Source organism: Streptomyces sp. LBL, assembly GCF_029893585.1.
Lineage (GTDB): Bacteria > Actinomycetota > Actinomycetes > Streptomycetales > Streptomycetaceae > Streptomyces.
Window position 1 is genome coordinate 86,966 of record NZ_JARXYX010000005.1, and the last position, 22,017, is coordinate 108,982.

General features: G+C 69.9%; 26 protein-coding genes and 1 pseudogene. 9 read left to right on the forward strand and 18 right to left on the reverse strand.

All coding sequences use genetic code 11. The features are described from left to right. Positions 1–13: 13 nt before the first annotated feature. The 6 genes from M2271_RS07370 to tsaB form a co-directional block, all read right to left on the reverse strand. Complete coding sequence (locus tag M2271_RS07370; protein WP_280886304.1) at positions 14–370, reverse strand: YciI family protein; 357 nt, start codon at positions 368–370, stop codon at positions 14–16. A 164-nt stretch (positions 371–534) separates the two neighbouring features. Beyond that, a complete protein-coding gene (locus M2271_RS07375) occupies positions 535–1,602 on the reverse strand; it encodes an LCP family protein (protein WP_280886305.1) in 1,068 nt (355 codons plus the stop codon). 290 nt (positions 1,603–1,892) lie between these two features. Then, the gene (locus M2271_RS07380) at positions 1,893–2,150 is read right to left on the reverse strand and encodes a hypothetical protein (RefSeq protein ID WP_280886306.1); all 258 of its coding nucleotides are present in this window, start codon (positions 2,148–2,150) and stop codon (positions 1,893–1,895) included. Continuing rightward, positions 2,147–3,232, reverse strand: a complete 1,086-nt coding sequence (gene tsaD, locus M2271_RS07385; RefSeq protein WP_280886307.1) for a tRNA (adenosine(37)-N6)-threonylcarbamoyltransferase complex transferase subunit TsaD — start codon at positions 3,230–3,232, stop codon at positions 2,147–2,149. The genes M2271_RS07380 and tsaD overlap by 4 nt, the downstream gene beginning before the upstream one ends. Next, positions 3,225–3,710, reverse strand: a complete 486-nt coding sequence (rimI, locus tag M2271_RS07390) for a ribosomal protein S18-alanine N-acetyltransferase (protein WP_280886506.1) — start codon at positions 3,708–3,710, stop codon at positions 3,225–3,227. Before rimI ends, tsaD begins: the two co-directional genes overlap by 8 nt. 80 nt (positions 3,711–3,790) lie before the next feature. Further along, entirely contained in the window at positions 3,791–4,447 is a 657-nt protein-coding gene (tsaB, locus tag M2271_RS07395; RefSeq protein ID WP_280886308.1) for a tRNA (adenosine(37)-N6)-threonylcarbamoyltransferase complex dimerization subunit type 1 TsaB, read from the reverse strand. Between the two features lie 28 nt (positions 4,448–4,475). On the opposite strand from tsaB, the gene M2271_RS07400 reads away from it, so the two are divergent. Next, on the forward strand, positions 4,476–4,700 hold the full coding sequence (locus tag M2271_RS07400; protein ID WP_280886309.1) for a hypothetical protein: 225 nt from the start codon (positions 4,476–4,478) through the stop codon (positions 4,698–4,700). Then, positions 4,697–5,251 (forward strand): hypothetical protein, encoded by a 555-nt coding sequence (locus tag M2271_RS07405; protein ID WP_280886310.1) that lies wholly within the window; start codon positions 4,697–4,699, stop codon positions 5,249–5,251. The genes M2271_RS07400 and M2271_RS07405 overlap by 4 nt, the downstream gene beginning before the upstream one ends. A 65-nt stretch (positions 5,252–5,316) precedes the next feature. On the opposite strand, the gene M2271_RS07410 is transcribed toward M2271_RS07405, so the two are convergent. The 5 genes from M2271_RS07410 to M2271_RS07430 form a co-directional block, all read right to left on the reverse strand. Beyond that, positions 5,317–5,511: a hypothetical protein gene (locus M2271_RS07410; protein WP_280886311.1), complete on the reverse strand. Its 195-nt coding sequence runs from the start codon at positions 5,509–5,511 to the stop codon at positions 5,317–5,319. 239 nt (positions 5,512–5,750) lie between these two features. Further along, positions 5,751–6,197 carry a tRNA (adenosine(37)-N6)-threonylcarbamoyltransferase complex ATPase subunit type 1 TsaE gene (gene tsaE / locus M2271_RS07415; protein ID WP_280886312.1) on the reverse strand — a complete coding sequence of 149 codons (447 nt, stop codon included), beginning with the start codon at positions 6,195–6,197 and terminating at the stop codon, positions 5,751–5,753. Further along, positions 6,088–7,476: an alpha/beta hydrolase gene (locus tag M2271_RS07420; RefSeq protein ID WP_280886313.1), complete on the reverse strand. Its 1,389-nt coding sequence runs from the start codon at positions 7,474–7,476 to the stop codon at positions 6,088–6,090. Before M2271_RS07420 ends, tsaE begins: the two co-directional genes overlap by 110 nt. A gap of 137 nt (positions 7,477–7,613) precedes the next feature. Next, complete coding sequence (gene alr / locus M2271_RS07425; protein ID WP_280886314.1) at positions 7,614–8,783, reverse strand: alanine racemase; 1,170 nt, start codon at positions 8,781–8,783, stop codon at positions 7,614–7,616. Between the two features lie 358 nt (positions 8,784–9,141). Beyond that, complete coding sequence (locus M2271_RS07430) at positions 9,142–10,572, reverse strand: NAD(P)H-hydrate dehydratase (RefSeq protein WP_280886315.1); 1,431 nt, start codon at positions 10,570–10,572, stop codon at positions 9,142–9,144. A gap of 638 nt (positions 10,573–11,210) precedes the next feature. Here M2271_RS07430 and M2271_RS07435 point away from each other — a divergent pair. Further along, positions 11,211–11,516: a hypothetical protein gene (locus M2271_RS07435; RefSeq protein WP_280886316.1), complete on the forward strand. Its 306-nt coding sequence runs from the start codon at positions 11,211–11,213 to the stop codon at positions 11,514–11,516. Positions 11,517–11,562: 46 nt separating this feature from the next. Here M2271_RS07435 and M2271_RS07440 read toward each other — a convergent pair whose 3' ends face one another. From M2271_RS07440 to M2271_RS07455, 4 genes are all read right to left on the reverse strand, one after another. Beyond that, a complete protein-coding gene (locus M2271_RS07440; RefSeq protein ID WP_280886317.1) occupies positions 11,563–11,934 on the reverse strand; it encodes a holo-ACP synthase in 372 nt (123 codons plus the stop codon). A gap of 9 nt (positions 11,935–11,943) precedes the next feature. Next, positions 11,944–12,411, reverse strand: a complete 468-nt coding sequence (locus tag M2271_RS07445) for a hypothetical protein (protein WP_280886318.1) — start codon at positions 12,409–12,411, stop codon at positions 11,944–11,946. Positions 12,412–12,413: 2 nt separating this feature from the next. After that, entirely contained in the window at positions 12,414–13,355 is a 942-nt protein-coding gene (locus M2271_RS07450; protein ID WP_280886319.1) for a hypothetical protein, read from the reverse strand. An 81-nt stretch (positions 13,356–13,436) separates the two neighbouring features. Continuing rightward, the gene (locus tag M2271_RS07455) at positions 13,437–13,853 is read right to left on the reverse strand and encodes an ATP-binding protein (protein WP_280886320.1); all 417 of its coding nucleotides are present in this window, start codon (positions 13,851–13,853) and stop codon (positions 13,437–13,439) included. Between the two features lie 225 nt (positions 13,854–14,078). On the opposite strand from M2271_RS07455, the gene M2271_RS07460 reads away from it, so the two are divergent. From M2271_RS07460 to M2271_RS07480, 5 genes and pseudogenes are all read left to right on the forward strand, one after another. Further along, on the forward strand, positions 14,079–14,915 hold the full coding sequence (locus tag M2271_RS07460) for a helix-turn-helix transcriptional regulator (protein WP_280886321.1): 837 nt from the start codon (positions 14,079–14,081) through the stop codon (positions 14,913–14,915). 7 nt (positions 14,916–14,922) lie between these two features. Beyond that, positions 14,923–15,090, forward strand: a pseudogene (locus M2271_RS07465) (DUF397 domain-containing protein); the annotation flags it as partial. Then, positions 15,067–15,309 (forward strand): DUF397 domain-containing protein, encoded by a 243-nt coding sequence (locus tag M2271_RS07470; protein ID WP_280886507.1) that lies wholly within the window; start codon positions 15,067–15,069, stop codon positions 15,307–15,309. The pseudogene M2271_RS07465 and the gene M2271_RS07470, both read left to right, overlap by 24 nt. A 454-nt stretch (positions 15,310–15,763) precedes the next feature. Continuing rightward, positions 15,764–16,753 carry a type I pantothenate kinase gene (gene coaA, locus M2271_RS07475; protein ID WP_280886322.1) on the forward strand — a complete coding sequence of 330 codons (990 nt, stop codon included), beginning with the start codon at positions 15,764–15,766 and terminating at the stop codon, positions 16,751–16,753. 30 nt (positions 16,754–16,783) lie between these two features. Further along, complete coding sequence (locus M2271_RS07480) at positions 16,784–17,734, forward strand: DUF389 domain-containing protein (protein WP_280886323.1); 951 nt, start codon at positions 16,784–16,786, stop codon at positions 17,732–17,734. A gap of 70 nt (positions 17,735–17,804) precedes the next feature. On the opposite strand, the gene glmM is transcribed toward M2271_RS07480, so the two are convergent. The 3 genes from glmM to rplM form a co-directional block, all read right to left on the reverse strand. Further along, a complete protein-coding gene (glmM, locus tag M2271_RS07485) occupies positions 17,805–19,163 on the reverse strand; it encodes a phosphoglucosamine mutase (RefSeq protein WP_280886324.1) in 1,359 nt (452 codons plus the stop codon). A 175-nt stretch (positions 19,164–19,338) separates the two neighbouring features. Next, a complete protein-coding gene (rpsI, locus tag M2271_RS07490; protein WP_280886325.1) occupies positions 19,339–19,866 on the reverse strand; it encodes a 30S ribosomal protein S9 in 528 nt (175 codons plus the stop codon). A 42-nt stretch (positions 19,867–19,908) separates the two neighbouring features. After that, on the reverse strand, positions 19,909–20,352 hold the full coding sequence (gene rplM, locus M2271_RS07495; RefSeq protein WP_280886326.1) for a 50S ribosomal protein L13: 444 nt from the start codon (positions 20,350–20,352) through the stop codon (positions 19,909–19,911). 714 nt (positions 20,353–21,066) lie between these two features. On the opposite strand from rplM, the gene M2271_RS07500 reads away from it, so the two are divergent. Further along, entirely contained in the window at positions 21,067–21,954 is an 888-nt protein-coding gene (locus M2271_RS07500; RefSeq protein WP_280886327.1) for a hypothetical protein, read from the forward strand. The last annotated feature ends 63 nt before the right edge of the window (positions 21,955–22,017 follow it).

A 22,017-nucleotide genomic window follows, 5' to 3' on the forward strand; every position in this document is an offset into this window, starting at 1 on the left:
GTCCTCCGCGATCTCAGCCTTCCGCGATCTCCCGCACCTCGCAGGTCACCGTCCAGTGCTCCTCGTGCACCTTCAGGAACCGCTTGGCCCACTCGACGGCCTCGGTCTGGTCCTTGCACTGCATGATCGCGTAGCCGCCGACGACCTCCTTGGCCTCGGTGAACGGCCCGTCGGTGACGGACAGCTCCCCGCCCTCCCAGCGCACCCGGGTGCCCTGCGCGGACGGCGTCAGCCCCTGGGTGTCGAGCATCACGCCGGCCTTGGTGACCTCCTCGATCAGCTCGCCCATCCGCTGCATCAGCTCAGGACTGGGGCCCTCGGCGGGCGCGGTCTTCTCGTCGATCTGCACGAGCGAGAGGTAGCGCGGCATGGTGACTCCTTCGGGTCCGGAGGCCCGGCTCTTCCCGGCCTCTCACCCCTGCGTCGAACGGGAGACACGCGGATCGACACCCGAGCCGAAATTCCCCGAAGTTTTTTCCGCGGACCTGTTTCCGCAGGTGAGAGCGGGTCGGAGCCGTTGTGGCCGTGCGTACCTCAGCGCAGCGACGCCCACAGTTCGCTCGCCGGCGGCTCCTCGGCGACCACCCGGTTGGGATCCGAGGGCGCGGTCACGACCGGCATCGTCACCGTCTTCACCTGGCTGGACGACAGGCCCCGCAGGCTCTCGCCGAGCCGCATCAGCTCGGTGAGCGAGTCGAGGCCGGTGTCGGTGGTGAGGCTGCCGGTGATCGCGTCGGTCACGCTGTACAGCCTGGTGGGCTCGGAGAGCAGGTTCGTCGAGGAGATCCGTTCCAGCAGGGCCTTCACCAGCTTCTGCTGGAGACCTATGCGGCCGAGGTCGCTGCCGTCGCCGATGCCGTGCCGGGTGCGGGCCAGGGCGAGGGCCTGGACGCCGTCGAGGTCGTGGGTACCGGCCTTCAGCTTCAGGTGGCTGTCGTCGTCTTCGATGTCCTCGTCCGTGGTGACGGTGACCCCACCGAGGGCGTCGACGAGCTTCGCGAAGCCCGTGAAGTCGATCTCGACGTAGTGGTCCATGCGGATGCCGGTGATCGACTCGACCGTCTTGACCGCGCACACGGCCCCGCCCACCGAGTACGCGCTGTTGAACATCGCGCCGTACCCGACGCCCGTGGAACCGCCCGAGGAACCGCCCGAGGCCGGCGGACACGAGGGCCGGGTGACGAGCGTGTCGCGCGGAATGCTGACCACGGTTGCCCTCGTCCGGCCGGCGTCGAGGTGGACGACCATCGCCGTGTCGGACCGGGCGCCCTCGCTGCTCCCGCCGCCGAGTTCCTGGTTCTCCCTGCCGCTGCGCGAGTCCGAGCCGAGGACCAGGATGTTCAGGGAGCCGGTGGGCAGCGGCGAGGCTGCGACGGTACCGGACGGGGACGGGGTGGTCAGCGCCCTGGGCGGGCGGTCGTCGCCGAGCGCGCTGTTGATGTCCACGCTCTTGATGTTGCTGTTGAGATGCCAGTACGCCCAGCCCGCCGCCGCGATGCCGAGCACCAGCGCGCCCGCGAGGGTGACACCGGCGACCTTGAGCGCTGTCGACCGCCGGCTCCGCCGTCTGCCCTCGTCGCCGTTCTCGTCATGTCCGGTCACGCGACGAACGTAAGTCCGAATTATTAGGAGAATGTTAGGGCTCGGGGTGTGAGGTGCATTTCTTTGGAAATTCTCATCGTTCCGGAAGCCGGCTGAAACCTCCGGAAGCCACCCGAAGCCACTGGATGCCGCTGGACGGCACTGGACGCCACCGAACTCCGCCGAACACATCCGAATGTTTCGGCTGTACAGACGGAGGTGTCGGGCGTGGGGTGATCCCGCACGGGGTCCTGCTGTGGCGTGGCCACTTCAAGCAGAGGACGAACCGTGGAAGCTCGCATACTCCCCGGTCAGCCCGCCGTCACCGACTCGAACCGCCACCGATGCACCGACCGCCTGACCAACTCTCCGTCCGGCTCCGGCAGTTCGGGTAGCTCGGCGTCGTACGCCGTATCCCACCACGTGATGACCAGCACCCGGTCCCCCGGCGCCCGGAAGGTCTCCCGGCGCAGCGGCTCCTGGGCGAGGTCCTGCTCCCGCGCCCAGGCCAGCAGTTGCTCGCCCCGCCCGTCGACCGCCCGGGCCTCCCACATCAACGCGACCGTCACGAGTAGAGGTTCTCCTTGCCGACCTCGTGCACATGGTCGTGGCCGGGCACATGAGGGTCCGTCACCGGCAGCGAGGAGTCCGCCGAGAGGTCCCAGCTGGACGGCACCCGGTTGCGTGCCACCATCTCCGCGCCCAGCGCGGCCACCATCGCCCCGTTGTCGGTGCACAGCTTGGGCCGGGGCACCCGCAGCCGGATCCCGGCGGCCTCGCAGCGCTCCTGGGCCAGCACCCGCAGCCGCGAGTTGGCGGCCACACCGCCGCCGATCATCAGGTGGTCCACGCCCTCGTCGCGACAGGCCCTGACCGCCTTGCGGGTCAGCACGTCCACGACCGCCTCCTGGAAGGACGCCGCCACGTCCCGCACCGGTACGTCCTCCCCCGCGGCCCGCCTGGCCTCGATCCAGCGCGCGACGGCCGTCTTCAGCCCGGAGAAGGAGAAGTCGTACGCCGCGTCACGCGGCCCGGTCAGTCCGCGCGGGAACGCGATGGCCCGCGGGTCTCCCTCCTTCGCGTACCGGTCGATGACGGGGCCGCCGGGGAAGCCGAGGTTCAGCACGCGGGCGATCTTGTCGAAGGCCTCGCCGGCCGCGTCGTCGATGGTCGCGCCCATCGGGCGTACGTCCGAGGTGATGTCGCTCGACAGCAGCAGCGAGGAGTGGCCGCCGGACACCAGCAGGGCCATCGTCGGCTCCGGCAGGGCACCGTGCTCCAGCTGGTCCACGCAGATGTGGGAGGCGAGGTGGTTGACGCCGTAGAGCGGCTTGCCGAGCGCGTATGCGTACGCCTTCGCCGCGGAGACGCCGACGAGCAGCGCCCCGGCGAGCCCCGGGCCGGCGGTGACCGCGATGCCGTCGAGGTCCCGCGCGCTCACCCCCGCCTCCTTCAGCGCGCGGTCGATGGTCGGCACCATCGCCTCCAGGTGGGCGCGGCTCGCGACCTCCGGCACGACCCCGCCGAAGCGGGCATGCTCGTCGACGCTGGACGCGATGGCATCGGCCAGCAGGGTGGTGCCGCGGACGATGCCGACGCCGGTCTCGTCACAGGAGGTCTCGATGCCGAGGACGAGGGGTTCGTCAGCCATGGGTCTCGGTTCCTTGTACGCCGTTCACGGAGGTGGAAGGGTCGGTCAGTCGCATCACCAGGGCGTCCACGTTCCCCGGCTGGTAGTAGCCGCGCCGGAACCCGATGGCCTCGAAGCCGAAGCGCTCGTACAGCTTCTGCGCGCGGACGTTGTCGACCCGGCACTCCAGCATCACCTCGGCGCACTCGAAGGCGCCGGCGGCCCGCAGCAGCTCGGTCAGCAGCCGGCTGCCGAGACCCGTGCCCTGGTGGTCGCGGGCGACGGCGATCGTTTGTACGTCGGCGAGCTCGCCGGCGGAGGCCAGGCCCGCGTATCCGACGATCCTCCCGTCGGCGGTCTCGGCGACCACGTACCGCCGGTTCGCCTCTGCGCCGCGGGAGTGCGCCAGTTCGGACCAGAACATCCCGCGGGACCAGGCGTCCTCGGGGAAGAGGTCCCGCTCCAGTTCCAGCACGGGGTCGATGTCCCACCAGCGCATCTCACGCAGCCGAGGGCTCACGGTCGATCCGGTCACCCCGGGGGTCTCTTGGGAGGTCTCTTGAGGGGTCTCTTGAGGGGTCACTTGGGGGTGACCACCTTGTAGTTCTTGGGGACCTGGGCGTCGGGCCGGCGCAGGTACATCGGCCGGGGAGCCGGGAGTTCCTCGCCTGCGGCCAGCCGCTCGGCGGCCAGCGCGGCGAGCGCCGCCGCCGACGCGTGCTCGGGCTCATGGGCGCTCGGGAAGGTGTCCGGGTACAGCAGCGCGCCCGCGCCCACGGCCGGCAGTCCGGCCACCCGCTCGGCGATGTCGGCGGGCCGGTCGACGGCGGGGTCGGTCAGGCGCGTACGGGAGTCGGCGTACGTGGCCCAGTAGACCTCCTTGCGCCGGGCGTCCGTCGCCACGACGAAGGGGCCCTCCTCGATGTCGGCCGCGTAGGCGAGACCGTCCAAGGTGCACACACCGTGCACGGGGACGCCGAGCGCGAGCCCGAAGGTGTCGGCGGTCATCAGACCGACGCGCAGCCCGGTGTAGGGACCGGGGCCGACGCCGACGACGATCCCGGTGACGGCGTCGAGCCGCAGACCGGCCTCGGCGAGCACCCGGTCCACGGCCGGCAGCAGCAGTTCCCCGTGCCGGCGCGCGTCCACCTGACTCGACGAGGCGATGACGTCCCCGCCGTCGTGCAGCGCGACGGTGACAGCGGGGGTGGCGGTATCCAGAGCGAGCAAGAGCACGCAAACAGCCTACGGCTCCCACGGGCTCGTGTCGGACGGCGAGGTCGGACGGTCACCGGCTGCTACCTTCGCCGCCAGACACGAGGTACGGCGAGGTACGACGACGTACGACGACGTACGACGACGTACGACGACGTACGACGACGTACGACGACGTACGACGACGTACGACGACGTACGACGACGTACAGCGACGTATGGCGACGTAACGACGGCGTACGACGACCTACGACACGGAGGTGGACGAGTGTGACCAGCAGCAGCGCCGGATTCGTGGCCGGGCTCACCGCGGCGGCCCTCGCGGGCGTCGGCTTCCTCGGCTACCAGACCTCCGCGGACGTCCCCGCCGGCCTCGGCACACCCGGCGCGAGCGGTTCGCCCCCGGGGGCTGCCGCGAAGCCGTCGCGGGCCGAGCGGGATCGGGCGGCCCTGCCCGCCGTCTCCGGCGCGGGCGAGCGGGTCGTGTACGCGCTGGGCGGCGACCGGGTCTGGCTGGTGGGCCGGGGCAACACGGTCCGACGCACCTTCACGGTCGCTCCGGGAAGCATCGACCCGGCGCCGGGTACCTACGAGGTCACGTCCCGCCTCGGCTCGGTCACCGGCACCGACGGCGCCCCCATCGAGCACGTCGTCCTTTTCACCGACGTGGACGGCCTGCCCGTCGGCTTCAGCGCGGCGGTGGACGCCGCGGCCTCTCCCGCCGATCCGAGCGTACGGACGGGCGGCGTCCGCGAGTCCCGCGCGGACGGCGACGCGATGTGGCGGTTCGCGACGGTCGGAGCGAAGGTCGTCGTGATCGGCTAGCTCTGTTCTCCGCGGTGTGGCTGTAGACGCATCCGCAGATGGACTGCGGGCTTCCAACGGACCGCTCAGGCGGCTTTGCGGTGCTCGGCGGGCCGCCGCGAGAGCCCCGGGTCAGGCACGCGCGGCGGGGTCGAGATCTCGTGCGCGGCGGCGCAGGACGCGAGCAGGTCGCGCATGGACACACCGGCGACGGCCCCGTACGGCTGCGCCCGCAGCTCCGGCGGCGGCTGCTGCTGCGGCTTGTTCTCGGTGACCGACATGGACGCCTCCTGTAAGTTCGGGGGCGGGCGTAGTTAGGTAGACCTAACCACGAACTGGGTACCATGTGACCACGCACAAGAGGCCGAGCGCAACATCTTGCCGACGTCTTGTCGGAACAACGCGGAACATTCATGAGGCCGGCCGTCACTCAAGCAGCGACCCTCATCAACGACCCTCATCCACCGACGCTCACGCGGACATCACACGCGGCTCCACGGCTCCACGGCTCCACGGACGCTCACGCGGACAGCGCTCCCAGGTCCACCGTCGCCCAGCGCTCGCCGAGTCCGGTCAGGGTCACGTGCCGTACCTCGTCGGTCGTGTCCCCCACGGCCCGGTGCACGACGACCTGCAACCGGTCGTCGGTCAGCTCCTCGACCTTGCCCTCGCCCCACTCCACGACGATCACCGACTCGGGCAGCGAGACGTCGAGGTCGAGGTCCTCCATGTCGTCGAGGCCGCCGGCCAGCCGGTACGCGTCGACGTGCACGAGGGGGGGACCGTCGCCCAGGGGCGGGTGCACCCGGGCGATCACGAAGGTCGGGGAGGTGACCGCACCCCGGATCCCGAGCCCCTCACCCAGCCCCCGGGTCAGCGTCGTCTTGCCGGCGCCGAGCTCCCCGGTGAGCATCACGAGGTCGCCCGCGCGCAGCAGTTTCGCGAGCCTCCGGCCCAGCTCCCGCATCTGTTCGGGAGAGGTGACGGTCAGCTCGGTCTTTACCGGGTCCTGCGGCGCCGTTGGTGCTTCCATAGGTGCTTACGGTAGCTCCTGCCGGGACCGCACCCGCACGGGTGAGCAGGTCGGCGAGGCGGTCGGTGACCACTTCCGGGTGTTCCAGGATCACCAGGTGCCCGGCGTCCGGTACGAGGACCAGTTCGGCGTCCGGCAGCAGGTCGGCGATGGCCTCGCTGTGCTCACTGGGCGTGACGAGGTCCTGGACCCCGGCCAGCACGAGCACCGGCATGTCCCTGAAGAGGGCGAGCGCCTCGGTCTTGTCGTGGTCGTTGAACGCCGGGTAGTACTCGGCGACCACGTCGATCGGTGTGCCTTCGATCATCCGCTCGGCGAACCGGACGATGGCCGGGTCGACGTCCCGGGAGGCGAAGGAGTACCGCTTGATGATCCCGGCGAACAGGTCGGCCGTGGCCCGGCGCCCCTTCTCCACCAGGGCCGCCTGCTGTCCCAGCGCCTTCAGTACGCCGGGCAGCACCCGCCGTACGACGTTGACGCCGGCCACGGGCAGCCCGAAGTTGACCTCGCCGAGCCGCCCGGACGAGCTCCCGACCAGGCCCACCGCCACCACCCGGTCACGGATCAGCTCGGGATGCGCGTCGGCCAGGGCCATGACGGTCATCCCGCCCATGGAGTGCCCGACCAGCACGATCGGCCCCTCCGGCGCGGCCGCGTCGATGACGGCCTTGAGGTCCCGTCCGAGCTGCTCGATGGTGATCGGCGCCCCCTCCTGCGTCTGGGCCACGCCCCGCCCGGACCGCCCGTGGCTGCGCTGGTCCCAGTGCACGGTCCGTACGACACCCCTGAGCGCCGCCCGCTGGAAGTGCCAGGAGTCCTGGCTGAGGCAGTAGCCGTGGCTGAAGACGACGGTCACCGGAGCCGGTGCCTTGCCCCCGAAGAGCCGGCGCCGCCGGGGTTCCGGGCCGCCCTCCGGCTCCACGTCGTCGACCTCGTAGTACAGCTCGGTGCCGTCGTCGGCGTACGCCTTGCCGGGCGTGCCGCGCAGGGAGCCGTACGGCCCTGTCGAGTCCAGCGCGAGCCGGGCCTTGCGGCGCATTCCACGGCCGACGGTGAGCCGCTCGATGGCGACACCCGCGGCGGCGCCCGCGGCGACCACCCCTATCGCGGCGCCCGCGATGCCGGTCGCCCGGCGCCACCCGGCGGCCGCCCCCGCGGCGGAGGCGACGGCCGCGGCTGCTTCCACGACCGCCTCCGCGCTGCTCTCGCTCACGTACCGCTCCTCTTCGCCGGACTACTGGATTCGCTGGGTCGGGTGATGCAGGTGGTTCCTACGGCCGCTTGTTACGGCCGTTTCCTGTGGCTGTTTGCTACAACGCCGGGCTTGCTGTTCTTCATCGCCCTGTGCGCTTACCCCGTTTGTTCCTCGTTCACATAGACGCGGGGAACACGTGTTCCGATCCGGGTGACGATCTCGTAAGCAATCGTTCCCGCGGCCTGCGCCCAGTCCTCGGCGGTGGGTTCACCGCGGTCGCCGGGCCCGAACAGCACGGCCTGCGTGCCGGTCTCGGGCGTGTCACCGCCCAGATCGACGACGAACTGGTCCATCGCGATCCGGCCGGCCACGGTCCTCCACTTGCCGTCGACCAGCACCGGGCCGGTCCCGGAGGCGTGCCGGGGGATGCCGTCCGCATAGCCGACGGGCACCAGGCCGAGGGTCGTCTCGCCCGGGGTGACGTAATGATGCCCGTAGCTGACGCCATGACCCCCCGGAACGCGCTTCACCAGCGCGATGGAGGCGCACAGCGTCATCACCGGACGCAGCCCGAAGTCGGCCGGGTGGCCGACCTCGGGGCTCGGAGAGATGCCGTAGAGCGCGATCCCGGCCCGGACGAGGTCGAAGTGGGACTCGGGCAGCGTGAGCGTGGCGGGCGAGTTGGCGATGTGCCGCACCTCGGGCCGTACGCCCTGCCCCTCGGCGTACGCCACCATCTCCCGGAAACGGGTGAGCTGGGCGGCGATGGAGGGATGCCCGGGCTCGTCGGCGCAGGCGAAGTGCGACCAGAGCCCGGTGACGCGGACCAGCCCTTCGGCCTCGGCGCGCAGCGCGGCGCCGACCAACTCGGCCCAGTCCTCGCCGGGCTGACACCCGTTCCGGCCCAGCCCGGTGTCGGCCTTGAGCTGCACGCGCGCGGAGACACGGGCGGCCCGGGCGGCCTCGGTGACCTCCGCGAGGGCCCACAGGGCGCTGACCGAGACATCGAGGTCCGCCTCGATGGCCTCCCGCCAGGGTCCGCCGGGCGTCCACAGCCAGCACATGATCCGCCCGGTCAGTCCGGCGGCGCGCAGCGCGAGGGCCTCCTCGGGGGTGGCCGTGCCCAGCCAGCGCGCCCCCGCCTCGACCGCCGCGCGGGCACACGGAACCGCCCCGTGGCCGTACGCGTCGGACTTCACCACGGCCATCAGGGCCGCGCCCGGCGCATGGGCGCGCAGGGTCCGCACATTGGCCCGCAGGGCGGCCAGATCGATCTCGGCGCGAGCGCGCGGGGGCGCGCTCGGCTGGGCTGCTGTCTCACTCATCGCGCACCAAGTGTCTCAGAGGGGTGGAACAAAGCCTCCGGACGGCTACGCCCCAGCCCCCCGCCAGGGCTGACACGGGCTCGGCGGCGCCGCCGGGGGCGAGTGCGGTCTGTGGGCCGGGGGCGATCTCAGGACCGGGTGCGGGCGGTAACCCGTCTGGCGGACGCCCGCCTGCCCGAGATGCGTCCGTCGGCGATTCGCCTACCCGAGGTACGTCTGCCCCAGATACGTCTGCCCGAGATACGTCTGGGCGCGGCCGGCACTCGGGTACGGAGGTGGTACGGACGAGTAAGGCTCACCCAGCCTCAGGCCGTCCCACCCTGCCGTCCCACCCTGCCGTCCCACCCTGCCGTCCCGCTCACCGCCGTACGTCCCGCCACGCCCGCACCACCGCCTCCGCCACGTCATGCGCCCCCACCGGCGCCCCGTCCGCCGCGAGCCTCCCGGCCAGCCCGTGCAGATACGCCCCGACGCTCCCCGCGTCCCTCGCGGACAGCCCCGCCGCCAGCAGCGAGCCCGTCAGCCCCGACAGCACGTCACCGCTTCCGGCGGTGGCGAGCCAGGACGTGCCCGTCGCGTTCACCCGCACCGCCCCGCCCGCCGAGTCGGCCACCAACGTCGTCGATCCCTTCAGCAGTACGGTCGCCCCGTACCGCCCCGCCAGCTCCCGCGCCGAACTCAGCCGAGCCCCCTCGACCTCCTCCCGCGCCACCCCGAGCAGCGCGGCGGCCTCTCCGGCGTGCGGGGTCATGAGGGTGGGCGCGGTACGGTCCCGCACCGCGTCCACATCCGCCAACCGCAGCCCGTCCGCGTCGATCAGTACGGGTACGTCCGCCGCCAGCACCTCCGCCACCGTGACGGCGTCGTCCCCGGCGCCCGGTCCGACGACCCACGCCTGCACGCGCCCCGCCTTCTTCGGCCCCTGGTCCGACACCAGCGTCTCGGGAAAGCGGGCGATCACCGCGTCCCCGGCGGGCCCCACGTACCGCACGGCCCCGGCGCCGCCCCGCAGCGCCCCGGAGACGGCGAGCACGGCGGCCCCGGGATACCGCGCGGACCCGGCGGCGATCCCGACCACGCCCCGCCGGTACTTGTCGCTCTCCGCCCCCGGCACCGGCAACAGCCGCGCCACGTCCGCGTGCTGCAGGGCCTCCAGATCGGCCTCGTCCGGCAGCTCCAGCCCGATGTCGACAAGCCGCACCGACCCGGCGTACTCCCGCGCCGGATCGACCAGCAGCCCCGGCTTGTGCGTCCCGAAGGTGACGGTCAGGTCGGCCCGTACGGCCGCCCCGTTCACCTGCCCCGTCTCGGCATCGACCCCGCTCGGCAGGTCGACGGCGACGACGGCGGCCCGGGACCGCTCCGCGGCGGCGGCGAGCGGCACGGCGTCCGGCCGCAGTCCGCCCTTGCCTCCGATCCCGACGATGCCGTCGACGACGAGGTCGGCCCGCGCGATGAGGTCCTCGGCGGCGCCCGGAGCCACCGCCCGGCCCCCGGCCCGCCGCAGTGCCACGAGCCCCTCCGCATGGGCCCGTTCGGGAGCGAGCAGTACCGCTGTGACACCGGCCCCGCGCCGGGCCAGCCGGGCCCCGGCGTACAACGCGTCACCCCCGTTGTCGCCACTGCCGACCAGCAGCACGACCCGGCTGCCGTACACCCGCCCGAGCAGGTCCGCGCAGGCGGCGGCGAGCCCGGCCGCCGCCCGCTGCATCAACGCCCCGTCCGGAAGCCGTGCCATCAGCTCCCGCTCGGCCGCCCTTACCGTCTCCACGCTGTACGCAGTACGCATGGATCGAGTCTGCCGCAGAACTCCCGCAGCACGCGAAGGACCCAATACGGCATCACTTCGCCGTCGGCGTTGTGCGAGTAGAGCCCCGGGCACGCCGAGACGGGGTGCGTGCGGCACACGAACGCGTCCGCTTCCCCCACGGGAAGCCAGAACCAGCGACCCCAACGGTCACAAGTGCCCCACAAGCTGTCCCGAGAAGCACACGAATGGGTCCGCCATGCCCTTGAAACCATTCCGCGCGCCAGCCGGAATCAGCCCTACCGCTTTACTGGTGAATAACCGGACACATACGGATCCACACCTTCCATGCCGGTGAGGAATGATCAATTCCAGTCAGCTAGCTGACAGTCGCCGAGCAGTAGAGATGTCCAAAAGTTCAATTCCTTCCAGGTCAGGACGCCGAACGCGATCCTCGCCCGATAACTTCCGGCCATATTCATCACCGTTCCGCCCTCAGAAGTGAAGCGCTTACCTGGGGTAAGCGCACACTTGTTGGCATATGCCCGGACCTGAGGCTGTCTCAGATGCCCCGTGCGTCGCAAAAGACCCCTGGGCAGGGAGCTTCACGAAACGCACACTTATGGCGTTCGGCGAGCGCAGCCGCGGCCGTCGCCCATTCCGTGGAGGACTTTCCCGCGATGACCGATCCGGACAGACCGGACAGACCCGTCGGCCCCCTGACCCGAGCCGTCCGCTACGCCGGACGCCTGCTGTGCTGGAGCCTGGGCGCCGGCATGGCCACAGCAGCCGCCGACAGCACCGTCGCCCCGCACACCCCCTGGTGGGGGACCCTCTGGCCGGTGCCCTGGTACGCCACGTGCGCGTCCGCTCTCGCCTGGGCGCTGCTGCGCGCCCGCGAGAAGTCCGTGGGCCGACCCGTCGGCGGCGACGACGACCCGTGGACCGACGAGGAGGTCTACGCGGAGTGGGACAAGGCCGCGTGAGCGGCGGGCCACCAACACCGGCCCACTCCGCCCGCCGCACCCACCGTCACCCCTCCGCGATCACCACCGCCGACGCCACCCCCGCGTCATGGCTGAGCGACACGTGCCAGGACCGCACCCCGAGTTCAGCCGCGCGGGCGGCGACCGTACCGGTCACCCGCAACCGTGGCTGCCCGCTGTCCTCGACGTAGACCTCGGCGTCGGTCCAGTGCAGGCCAGCCGGGGCGCCCAGCGCTTTGGCCAGGGCCTCCTTGGCGGCGAACCGCGCGGCGAGCGAGGCGACATGCCGCCGCTCCCCGCTGGGCAGCAGCAACTCGCTCTCCATGAACAGCCGCTTGGCCATCCCAGGCGTCCGCTTCAGCGACGCCTCGAAACGATCGATCGCGGCTACGTCGATACCGACCCCGATGATGCTCATCCGGGCACTCTACGATCTGCCCGCCGACCGCGGACTCGTCTCCCCCGTGACCAGATCGGCCTGATGTGTCGCGGTGAGGGCACGATCCAGGAAGCGGGTCAGCAGATCCGCGTCGTGGCACAGATTGACGCCGCGGTGGAGTTCCTTGGAGAACCCGACATCGCGCGTGTCCAGAACACGCAGTACCGCTGCCGCCCAGGCCGAGAGATACCCGGCAGCGAAGCCTGCGGCCCACTGCGCGGGTGCCTCGCCCTCCCCCACCGCTTCGGCGCGCACCCGCGCCAGGTCCTCAACGCGGAGAATTCCGCGCTGCCTGAGTCCCTCCAGCCCGAACAGGAAGTCACCGGCCACCCTGTCCTCGGGGATGCCCAACGCAAGGCACGTGGTCGAGAACCGGTAGAGATCGAGCAACTCCGGCGGCCCGTCCTGTGGCCTGCCTTGCTGGTCGCCTTGCGGGTCGCCTTGCGGGTCAGCCACCGTCAGGCCCGTTCCGGACTGGTCCCCGGAGCCTCCGGGTCCTCGACGAACAGGTCCTCGGCCCGCTCGACGGTGCGGGAGCGCTCCAGCCAGGCGTCCACGCGGTCGAGATCGGTGCAGGCGGTGATGCGCTCGCGCACACTGTCCGATACGGGGATGCCGCGCACCTCCAGCACGAACAAGATCCCCTTGGCCTCGCCTTCTGCCTCGCCTTCTGCCTTGCCCTCTGCCTTGCCCTCCAGGTAGGCCGTCTCACGGACCGTCCCACGGCCGGGGAAGTAGCTGACAAACGACATGATTTCCCTCAGTTTCTCTCCAGCTGGGGTGCTACCCAGGTTGATTTCCAGGAACTCGAAGAAGTACCCAGCTGTCTCGGGATCCGATTCCTCGAGTTCCTGAAGGGCGGTAATGATCGCCTTCAGTATGGCCTCACAGGCGGCGCCGCGGGCGTGTGCCAAGGCGGAGAGTACGGCCAGTGGGAGGTTCTTCGCCGCCGTCCTGGCGTCGGTGATCACCGGCAGGTTGTCCGGCCCGGCGACCAGCGGATACGTCCGCTGAGCCGTCCAGCCGCGGGTGCCGCAGTCGAAGGGCCCGGCCGCCCACTTGGCAGTGGCCCTGTCCTGACAGACCACGAGAAGCAGCACGGGCAGCCGGTACTTCGCCTGGAGGTGGGCGACGTAGTAAGCCCAACTCGCCTCCTTGCCTGCGACCTTGCCCGATTGCGCCTCGATGGCGAGCAGGAAGTCCTCGCCGTCGGACGGGCCGATACGCAGCACGGTGTCCACACGCCGCTCCAGCGGCCGGGCCTCCGTCACGTCCGTGGTGACGGCGTCCACGGTCGCCTTGGCGGATAACGGGACCCCGAGCACCCCGAACACGGGAGCCAGGATCTCGGGCCGCTCCTGGAAGATCCGGTGCATGCCCTCGTGAGCTGATGTGACCATGTGTGCAACCCAAAGGGAGTAGAAGCTCGACTGTCCGGGCGATTGGGTGACGTTCACTCTTTCGAGCGGCGGCAAAAACGTTCACGCGACAGAGGTCAGCTCGCACCAGACGAATTTCCCCCGATTCCCCTGTCTGGTCAGCGGATACCAGCCCCACAGGTCGGCACACACCCGCACCAACGCGAGCCCCCGCCCCTCCTCCGACTCGCCGAGCTGTTCCAACGCCCTCGGCGGTTCCGGCGGCGCCGGATCCGCGTCCCACGCGCCGATCCGCAGCACGCCGGCCGACCAGCACACCCGTAGCGCAGCGGGTCCCTTCGTATGGCGTACGGCGTTGGAGACCAACTCCGTCGCGAGAAGTTCGGCCACGTCGACCAGGCCGATGAGCCCGTGCATCGTGAGGATCAGACGGAGGGTACGGCGGCTGACGGTGACGGCTCGGAGGTCGTTCGGGACGCAAAGGGAGTACTCCCACGGTTCGGCTACGTTTTCGGGCATGCGTGAACTCCGTTCAGGTGGTGGGGGGTTGCGGTCAGCGGGCGGTGGCAATGCCGCAGCCGTCATGGCAGGACGGGGCGGTGCGCTTCCGGAGCTCCCAGCCTTCCGCAGAGTATGCGTCGCGTCACTGACAGTAGGTCTATGGATTCATGTCTTGCAAGCCGATCGCGTAATCTGCCCTCCGAACGAGTTGCGCTCACACGCGCGTAGAGCAAGGAGCAGTCGATGGCCCTGAGGCGCGAGCCAACAGCACGTCAGATGCGCCTAGCGGTTGAGCTGCGCAGACTCCGAGAGGCCGCAGGTCTCAACGCCCGTCAAGCGGCGGCACTTCTCGGAGTGGGCCCCGCCCAGATCACCCACATCGAGTCCGCACTCGCAGGCGTGAGCGAGAAGCGACTGCGCCGACTCGCATCCCACTACGCCTGCACAGATGGGGAATTCATCGACGCTCTGGTCGCCATGGCCACCGATCGGACACGCGGCTGGTGGGAGGAGTACCGGGGCCAGTTGCCCACGTCATTCCTCGACCTCTCCGAGCTGAACCACCACGCCTCGTCCCGGCAGGATGTTGCGATCCTGTACGTGCCGGGCCTGCTGCAGACCGAGGACTACGCCAGAGCGGTCTTCTCTGGCAGAGTGCCCGAACTCACCGACGATGAACTTGGGTTGCGCGTCAGACACCGAATGGCGTGCCAGGACATCACCGTCCGGTACGAGTTGGTGATTCACGAGTCGGCCCTACGCATCAGGGTCAGCAACCGCGCCACCTCCCGGGCTCAGCTCACCAAGCTCCTTGAGCTCTCCGAAGCCGACAACATCACCGTGCGTGTCATCCCCTTCGATCTGGACGACTTCGCCAGAGCCGCCAGCACCATGACATACCTGGGCGGTCCCGTACCCAAACTGGACACAGTGGTGCGTGACGTACCCCACGGCTCGGCCTTCATCGACTCTGAAGCACAGCTCGGCGCCTTTCGATACCGCTTCCGTAAGGTGGAAGCGGTATCGCTCGACCCCGAACGGTCACGTGACTTCATCAACCGGCTGACGAAGGAGCTGTGAGGCACCCATGGACAACTGGCGGAAGTCGTCCTACTCAGGCCCCGACGACGGAAACGAGTGCGTGGAGGTCGCGAACTCCCCCACGCACATAGCCATCCGCGACTCAAAGACTCCGGCCAGGGCCAAGCTCACCTTCCCAACTGGGGCCTTCATCCCGTTCGTCGACGCCCTCAAAGACACCCCCGACAACTGGCGGAAGTCGTCCCACTCAGGCCCGGACGACGGCAACTCCTGCGTGGAAATCGCAACCGACCTCACCCGAGTAGCGATACGCGACTCCAAGACATCGGCCGGCGCAACGCTCACCTTCCCCACCAGAGCCTTCACCACCTTCGTCGAAGCCCTGAAGCCGACTTTCTCCACCGTCACCGACTTCCCCGGGTTCCGAGGCTGACCCACCTCGTCCCCCGAGCCGTCGCCAGCTCACAAGCGAACACCTGCAGCGCCACCGCCGCCACCACCGTCCGCAGCAACGTCGGCGTGGCCGGAGCCAGAGGTCAGGTCATGTCCCCCGCTCCTCCAGCTCGGCCCGCAGAGCAGCGAACCCCGGTACTCCAGCCGCCTCAGTCCGGCCATCACGACATCGAGCGCAGCCTGCGACCCCGCGTATCCCCGTATCCCCCCGTATCCCGCATCCCCCCGTATCCCCGTATCCCCGCATCCCCTGATGCCGCCCATAGAACCGCAGCCTTACGCACAACCCACCGCCCAAAACGACCCCCGCATGCCCGAAATCGGACACCCCGCAGCCGTACGAAGCCCGAGCCGACCCCAAACCGACCCCAAACCGGCCCTCCGCGTGACCCACCCCACCCTCCACCCCGTTCAAACTCCGTTAACAATGGACTGTGATCTCTCAGGTCTCCCCGATACCCCGGAGCGCCCACCGGCACAAGCCGGAGGCGACTCCCTACGTCGACCTCACCCGAGCCGAGTGGAGCGCGCTGCGCGAGAAGACGCCGCTGTCGCTCACCGCCGACGAGGTCGAGAAGCTGCGTGGCCTCGGCGACGTCATCGACCTCGACGAGGTGCGGGACATCTACCTCCCGCTCTCCCGCCTCCTCAACCTCTACGTCGGCGCGACCGACGGCCTCAGAGGGGCGCTGAACACCTTCCTCGGCGAACAGGGGTCTCAGTCCGGCACCCCGTTCGTCATAGGAGTGGCCGGCTCGGTCGCCGTAGGAAAGTCCACGGTTGCCCGACTGCTCCAGGCCCTGCTCTCCCGCTGGCCGGAACACCCCCGCGTCGAACTCGTCACGACCGACGGTTTCCTCCTCCCCACCCGGGAGCTGGAGGCCCGCGGCCTGATGTCGAGGAAAGGTTTCCCCGAGTCGTACGACCGCCGCGCGCTCACGCGTTTCGTCGCCGACATCAAGGCGGGGAAGGACGAGGTCACGGCGCCCGTCTACTCCCACCTCATCTACGACATCGTCCCGGACCAGCGCCTCACGGTCCGACGTCCCGACATCCTGATCGTCGAGGGCCTCAACGTCCTCCAGCCCGCGCTGCCCGGCAAGGACGGCCGCACCCGCGTCGGTCTCGCCGACTACTTCGACTTCAGTGTGTACGTCGACGCCCGCACCGAGGACATCGAGCGCTGGTACCTCAACCGCTTCAAGAAGCTGCGGGCGACGGCCTTCCAGAACCCGTCCTCGTACTTCCGCAAGTACACCCAGGTGTCCGAGGAGGAGGCCCTCGACTACGCCGGCACCACCTGGCGGACGATCAACCGGCTCAACCTGGTCGAGAACGTGGCCCCCACCCGGGGCCGCGCCACCCTCATCATCCGCAAGGGCGCCGACCACAAGGTGCAGAAGCTCAGCCTGCGCAAACTGTGAAGCCGAAGCGGGGGCCTGTAGAAAGGCACCATGCTGCATCTTCGCCTCATCACACCGTCCGACAAGACCGACGACGTGGTCCGTCTGATCGAGAGGACGGTCGGCACCACCCACCTCGTCGTCCTGCCGGGCGCCGCCCGCAACCCGGCCGGGGACGTGGTGATGTGCGACGTCGCCCGTGAGGCCGGCGACGAACTCCTCACCGGGCTCCAGGCGTTGGGCCTGGACGACAGCGGCTCGATCGCCGTCGAGAACATCGACCTGTCGCTGTCCAAGCGCGCCGACGAGGCCGAGGCGGAGGCACCCGGCGAGGGCGCCGACGCGGTCCTGTGGGAGCACCTCACCGATGCGACCCACGAGGAGTCGACCCTCTCCGTCACCTATCTGGCGTTCATCACCCTCGCCACGATGATCGCGGCCTGCGGTGTGGTGCTGGACAACGCGATCCTGATCGTGGGCGCGATGGCGGTCGGCCCGGAGTTCGGCCCGCTGGCCGGTATCTGCACGGCCGCGGTGCAGCGCGCCCCACGCCTCGCGCTCCGCTCACTGACCGCACTGCTGGTGGGCTTCGCGGTGGCGATGGCGGTGACCGTCGGCTTCAGCCTCTTCATGGACGCCGTCGACCTGTTCTCCAAGGCCCAGTTGGAGGCCGAGCGCCCCAACACCGGCTTCATCTACGCCCCCGACTGGTTCTCGTTCGTCGTGGCGGTGCTCGCCGGAGCCGCCGGCACCCTCTCCCTGACGTCCGCCAAGTCCGGTGCGCTGGTGGGTGTGGCCATCTCGGTCACGACGGTCCCGGCCGCCGCCAACGCGGCCGTCGCCATGATCTACACCGACACCGACCAGGCCTGGCACTCCACGGAACAGCTCCTGCTGAACCTCCTGGGCATCATCCTGGCCGGCACCCTGACCCTGCTCCTCCAGAAGTGGCTCTGGACGACGACCCGGACGACGACCCAGCGGATACGCTCAGCTTCTTGAAGCGCCGCGAACGGCAACGCGCCCCAGCGGGGCGCGGGGCTCTGCCGCTGTGCGGCTCCGCCGCGTGGCCCTACCCCAGCGCCGCCTTCACCTCATCGGCCAACCGCCCCGCCACAGACCGCGCCTGATCGATATCAGCCGCCTCGACCATCACCCGGACCAACGGCTCCGTCCCCGACGGCCGCAACAGAACCCGCCCCGTCTTCCCCAGCGCCCGCTCCGCGTCAGCCACCGCCGCGGCCAATTCCTCAGACGTACCGACCTGGCCCCGATCCACGTCCGGCACATTGATGAGAACCTGCGGCAACCGCTCCATCACAGCCGCCAGCTCCCGCAGCGACCGTCCGCTCTCCGCGACCCGAGCCGCCAACAGCAACCCGGTCAACGTCCCGTCCCCGGTCGTTGCGTGGTCGAGGATGATCACGTGCCCGGACTGCTCGCCACCGAGCGCGTAGCCGTGCTCCTTCATCTCCTCCAGCACATACCGGTCCCCCACCGCCGTCTGGATGATCTTCAACCCCTCCCGCTCCAGAGCGAGCTTGAAGCCGAGGTTGGACATCACGGTCGCGACCACGGTGTCGGCCCGCAGCGCCCCCCGCTCCCGCATCGCCAGCGCGAGGACGGCCATGATCTGGTCGCCGTCCACCTCCGCACCGGTGTGGTCGACGGCCAGGCACCGGTCGGCGTCCCCGTCGTGCGCGATGCCGAAGTCCGCGCCGTGCTCGACGACCGCGGCCTTCAGCGGGCCGAGGTGGGTGGACCCGCATCCGTCGTTGATGTTGAGCCCGGTCGGCTCGGCCCCGATCGTGACGACCTCGGCACCGGCCCGCGTGAACGCCTCCGGCGACACGAGGGCGGCAGCGCCGTGCGCCTCGTCGAGGACGATCTTCAGACCGTCCAGTCGGTTCGGCAGCACGCTGACGAGATGGGCGACGTATCGGTCGAACCCTTCCTCGTACGACCGCACGCGTCCCACGCCCGCACCTGTCGGCCGGTCCCACGGGGCGCCGGTGCGGTGCTCCTCGTAGACCGCCTCGATGCGCTCCTCCAGCTCGTCGTCGAGCTTGTGCCCGCCGCGGGAGAGGAACTTGATGCCGTTGTCCGGCATGGCGTTGTGGCTGGCGGAGAGCATGACACCGAGGTCGGCGCTCAGCGCGGCCGTCAGATACGCCACCGCCGGCGTCGGCAGGACGCCCACGCGCAGGACGTCCACGCCCGCGCTGGCGAGGCCCGCGACCACCGCGGCCTCCAGGAACTCCCCGGACGCACGCGGGTCCCGTCCGACCACGGCGGTCGGCCGGTGACCCTCGAACGTGCCCACCTCGGCCAGTACGTGCGCCGCGGCGACGGAGAGGCCGAGAGCCAGCTCGGCCGTCAGATCCGCGTTGGCGACACCGCGCACGCCGTCCGTGCCGAAGAGTCGTCCCACTTGTCCTCCTGAGGAAGCATCAGTTTCACAAGGCGCGCTCACAACGGATAGCGGCATCCGATCACACAAGCCTTTGAACGTCTTGTGTCGTTATACGCCCTCGATGGTGATAAACGAACGCCCCGGCGGCACTGTGGCGTGCCGCCGGGGCGTTCGTAGGAGCAGGCAGCGAAGCTTAGCGCTTGCTGTACTGCGGGGCCTTGCGGGCCTTCTTGAGACCGGCCTTCTTGCGCTCGACCGCACGGTCGTCACGCTTGAGGTAACCGGCCTTCTTGAGGGCCCCGCGGTTGTTGTCCACGTCGGCCTCGTTCAGCGCGCGGGCCACGCCGAGGCGCAGGGCGCCGGCCTGACCGGAGACGCCGCCACCCGAGATGCGGGCGATGACGTCGTAGCGGCCGTCGAGCTCGAGCACCTTGAAGGGCTCGTTGACTTCCTGCTGGTGGACCTTGTTCGGGAAGTAGTCCTCGAGCGTGCGCCCGTTGACCTTCCACTTGCCGGTGCCGGGCACGATGCGAACGCGCGCGATGGCGTTCTTGCGACGGCCCAGGCCGGCAGCCGGCTGCGGGTCGCCGAAGCGGCCGGCGAGGGACTCCGAGGTGTACTCACCCTCGACGGGAACCTCGGACTCGGTGGTGTAGCTCTCGATGTCGACGAGCTCGGTCTCGGTCTCTTCGACCGGCTGCTCAACAGTGGTCTCGGCCACGATGCTCCTCAGATTCTTTTCTGTCTTAGGGGGTGGCCGGAACTACTGCGCGACCTGGGTGATCTCGAACGGCACCGGCTGCTGGGCAGCGTGCGGGTGCTGGTCACCCTTGTAGACCTTCAGCTTCGAGAGCATCTGACGGCCCAGAGTGTTCTTGGGGAGCATGCCCTTGACGGCCTTCTCGACAGCTTTCTCGGGGTTCTTGTCGAGGAGCTCGTCATAACGGACGGAACGCAGACCACCCGGGTAACCGGAGTGGCGGTACGCCAGCTTCTGAGTGCGCTTGTTGCCGGAGAGGTGCACCTTGTCGGCGTTGATGATGATGACGAAGTCACCGGTGTCGACGTGAGGCGCGTAGATCGGCTTGTGCTTGCCCCGCAGAAGGGACGCGGCGGTGGTGGCGAGACGGCCCAGGACGATGTCCTGAGCGTCGATGACGTGCCACTGGCGCGTCACATCGCCGGGCTTGGGGCTGTACGTACGCACGGTTCGTAGCCTTCGCTTCGAGTGAATGGTCCTAGACAAGGTCACCGAAACGATCACGACAGCCTGGACCGCACTGCGGCGACGCATACCGCGTACGTGGGTCGCTGGTCATCGGCCCGGTGGACCGGTGTAAGGGCCCGTCCCGTGAGAATGAGCAAGCCAATACACAACGAACATGCAGGATACCTGCGGCGCCCGGGCCGGGTCAAAACGAGGTGTTTCGCAACCGGACAGGGCCTCCTTGAGTGTACGTCCACCCGATCGGCCCCCGCGCCTGACATGGACGGGGTCCGGCCACTGAAGGGGCCCGCCGCCGAATGGGCCCCTTCGAGGAACCAGGGACTGCCCAAGACACCGGACGTGGGGATCGTCATACGCGGATCCGCCGGCCGGCCGGATGCGCGCGGCCCGGATCACGAGGGCATTGCCCATCCGCCGTCCGAGGTCAGCCGTGCCGTGCACGCCACCGCGACCCCGGTACGGCCCTGGTGACGGCGCCGGTACGGGCCTGGTGACGGCCGCCGTTTCAGCCCTGGTGACGGCCGCCGTACCGTCCCGGAACGGCGGCCAGCGCCGCCCACGGAGGCCGGCTCACCCTTCGTACCAACCACCCTGAGATGTCGCTTTTGCGGTCGCTCATCAACCGAACGCCGGGGGTTCCAGAGCTTCTTGAGGCGGACCGGCGCACCGCTCGGCCCGTCTAAGATGCGCCCCATGAGCTTTGGGCAGCAGGGGGGACCCCAGTCGCAGTGGGATCCCTGGAAACCGCAATCCCAGCAGCAGCCGTGGGACGGCGACGCCACCGGGTCGCCGGACTGGGCCGCCCTCGCCGAGGCGTCCGAGACGCGCAACAAGCGGCGTCGACTGCTGTTCATCGGCGGTGGCGCGCTCGCCACACTCGCGGTCGGCACGGCCGTCGCCATGATGGTGGTGTCGGCCGGCGGCAGCGACGATGCCTCGAACAAGCCGGCCTCCTCGCTGCCGGCGGCCACGGACATCCCGAGCGGATCCGGCACCGCGGCCCCGTCGTTCGCGCCGACCAGCGCGCCGCCGCCGCTGGACCCGAAGGACTTCGTGGCCAGCAAGAGCAAGGACACCGCGCCGTTCGGCCCGGACATCCTGTACCCGGGTACGCAGCTGACCATGGGATCGACGATCTACAAGAAGGGCCCGACGGCCGACACCAAGAGCTGTGCGGCGGCCGCCAAGGGCACTCTCCCGAAGATCCTCAACGACAACGCCTGCACCCGCCTGGTCCGCGTCACCTACACCCAGGGCGGCATCGCGGTGACGGTCGGCGTGGCCGTCTTCGACACCGAGGCGGCGGCGATCAAGGCCAAGGGCCAGTCGGACAAGCAGAGCATCGTCGCGTCCCTGGCCGGCCAGGACGTCAAGGCCTTCTGCAACTCCGCCGTCTGCCGCTCGACCACCAACTCCTACGGGCGCTACGCCTACTTCACGATCGCCGGCTTCACCAACGGCAAGGACGTGACGAGCAAGGACACGGCCGTCTTCGCCACCGGCGACGACCTGGCCGAGTTCACGTTCCGGCAGATCCGCCGCCGCGGCGAGGCCCAGGCGTCGGCCGCGGCGAACAGGTAGCAGGAACAGCACGGCCGGCACGAGCAGCACGGCCGGCACGAGCGGCACGGCCGGCACGAGCGG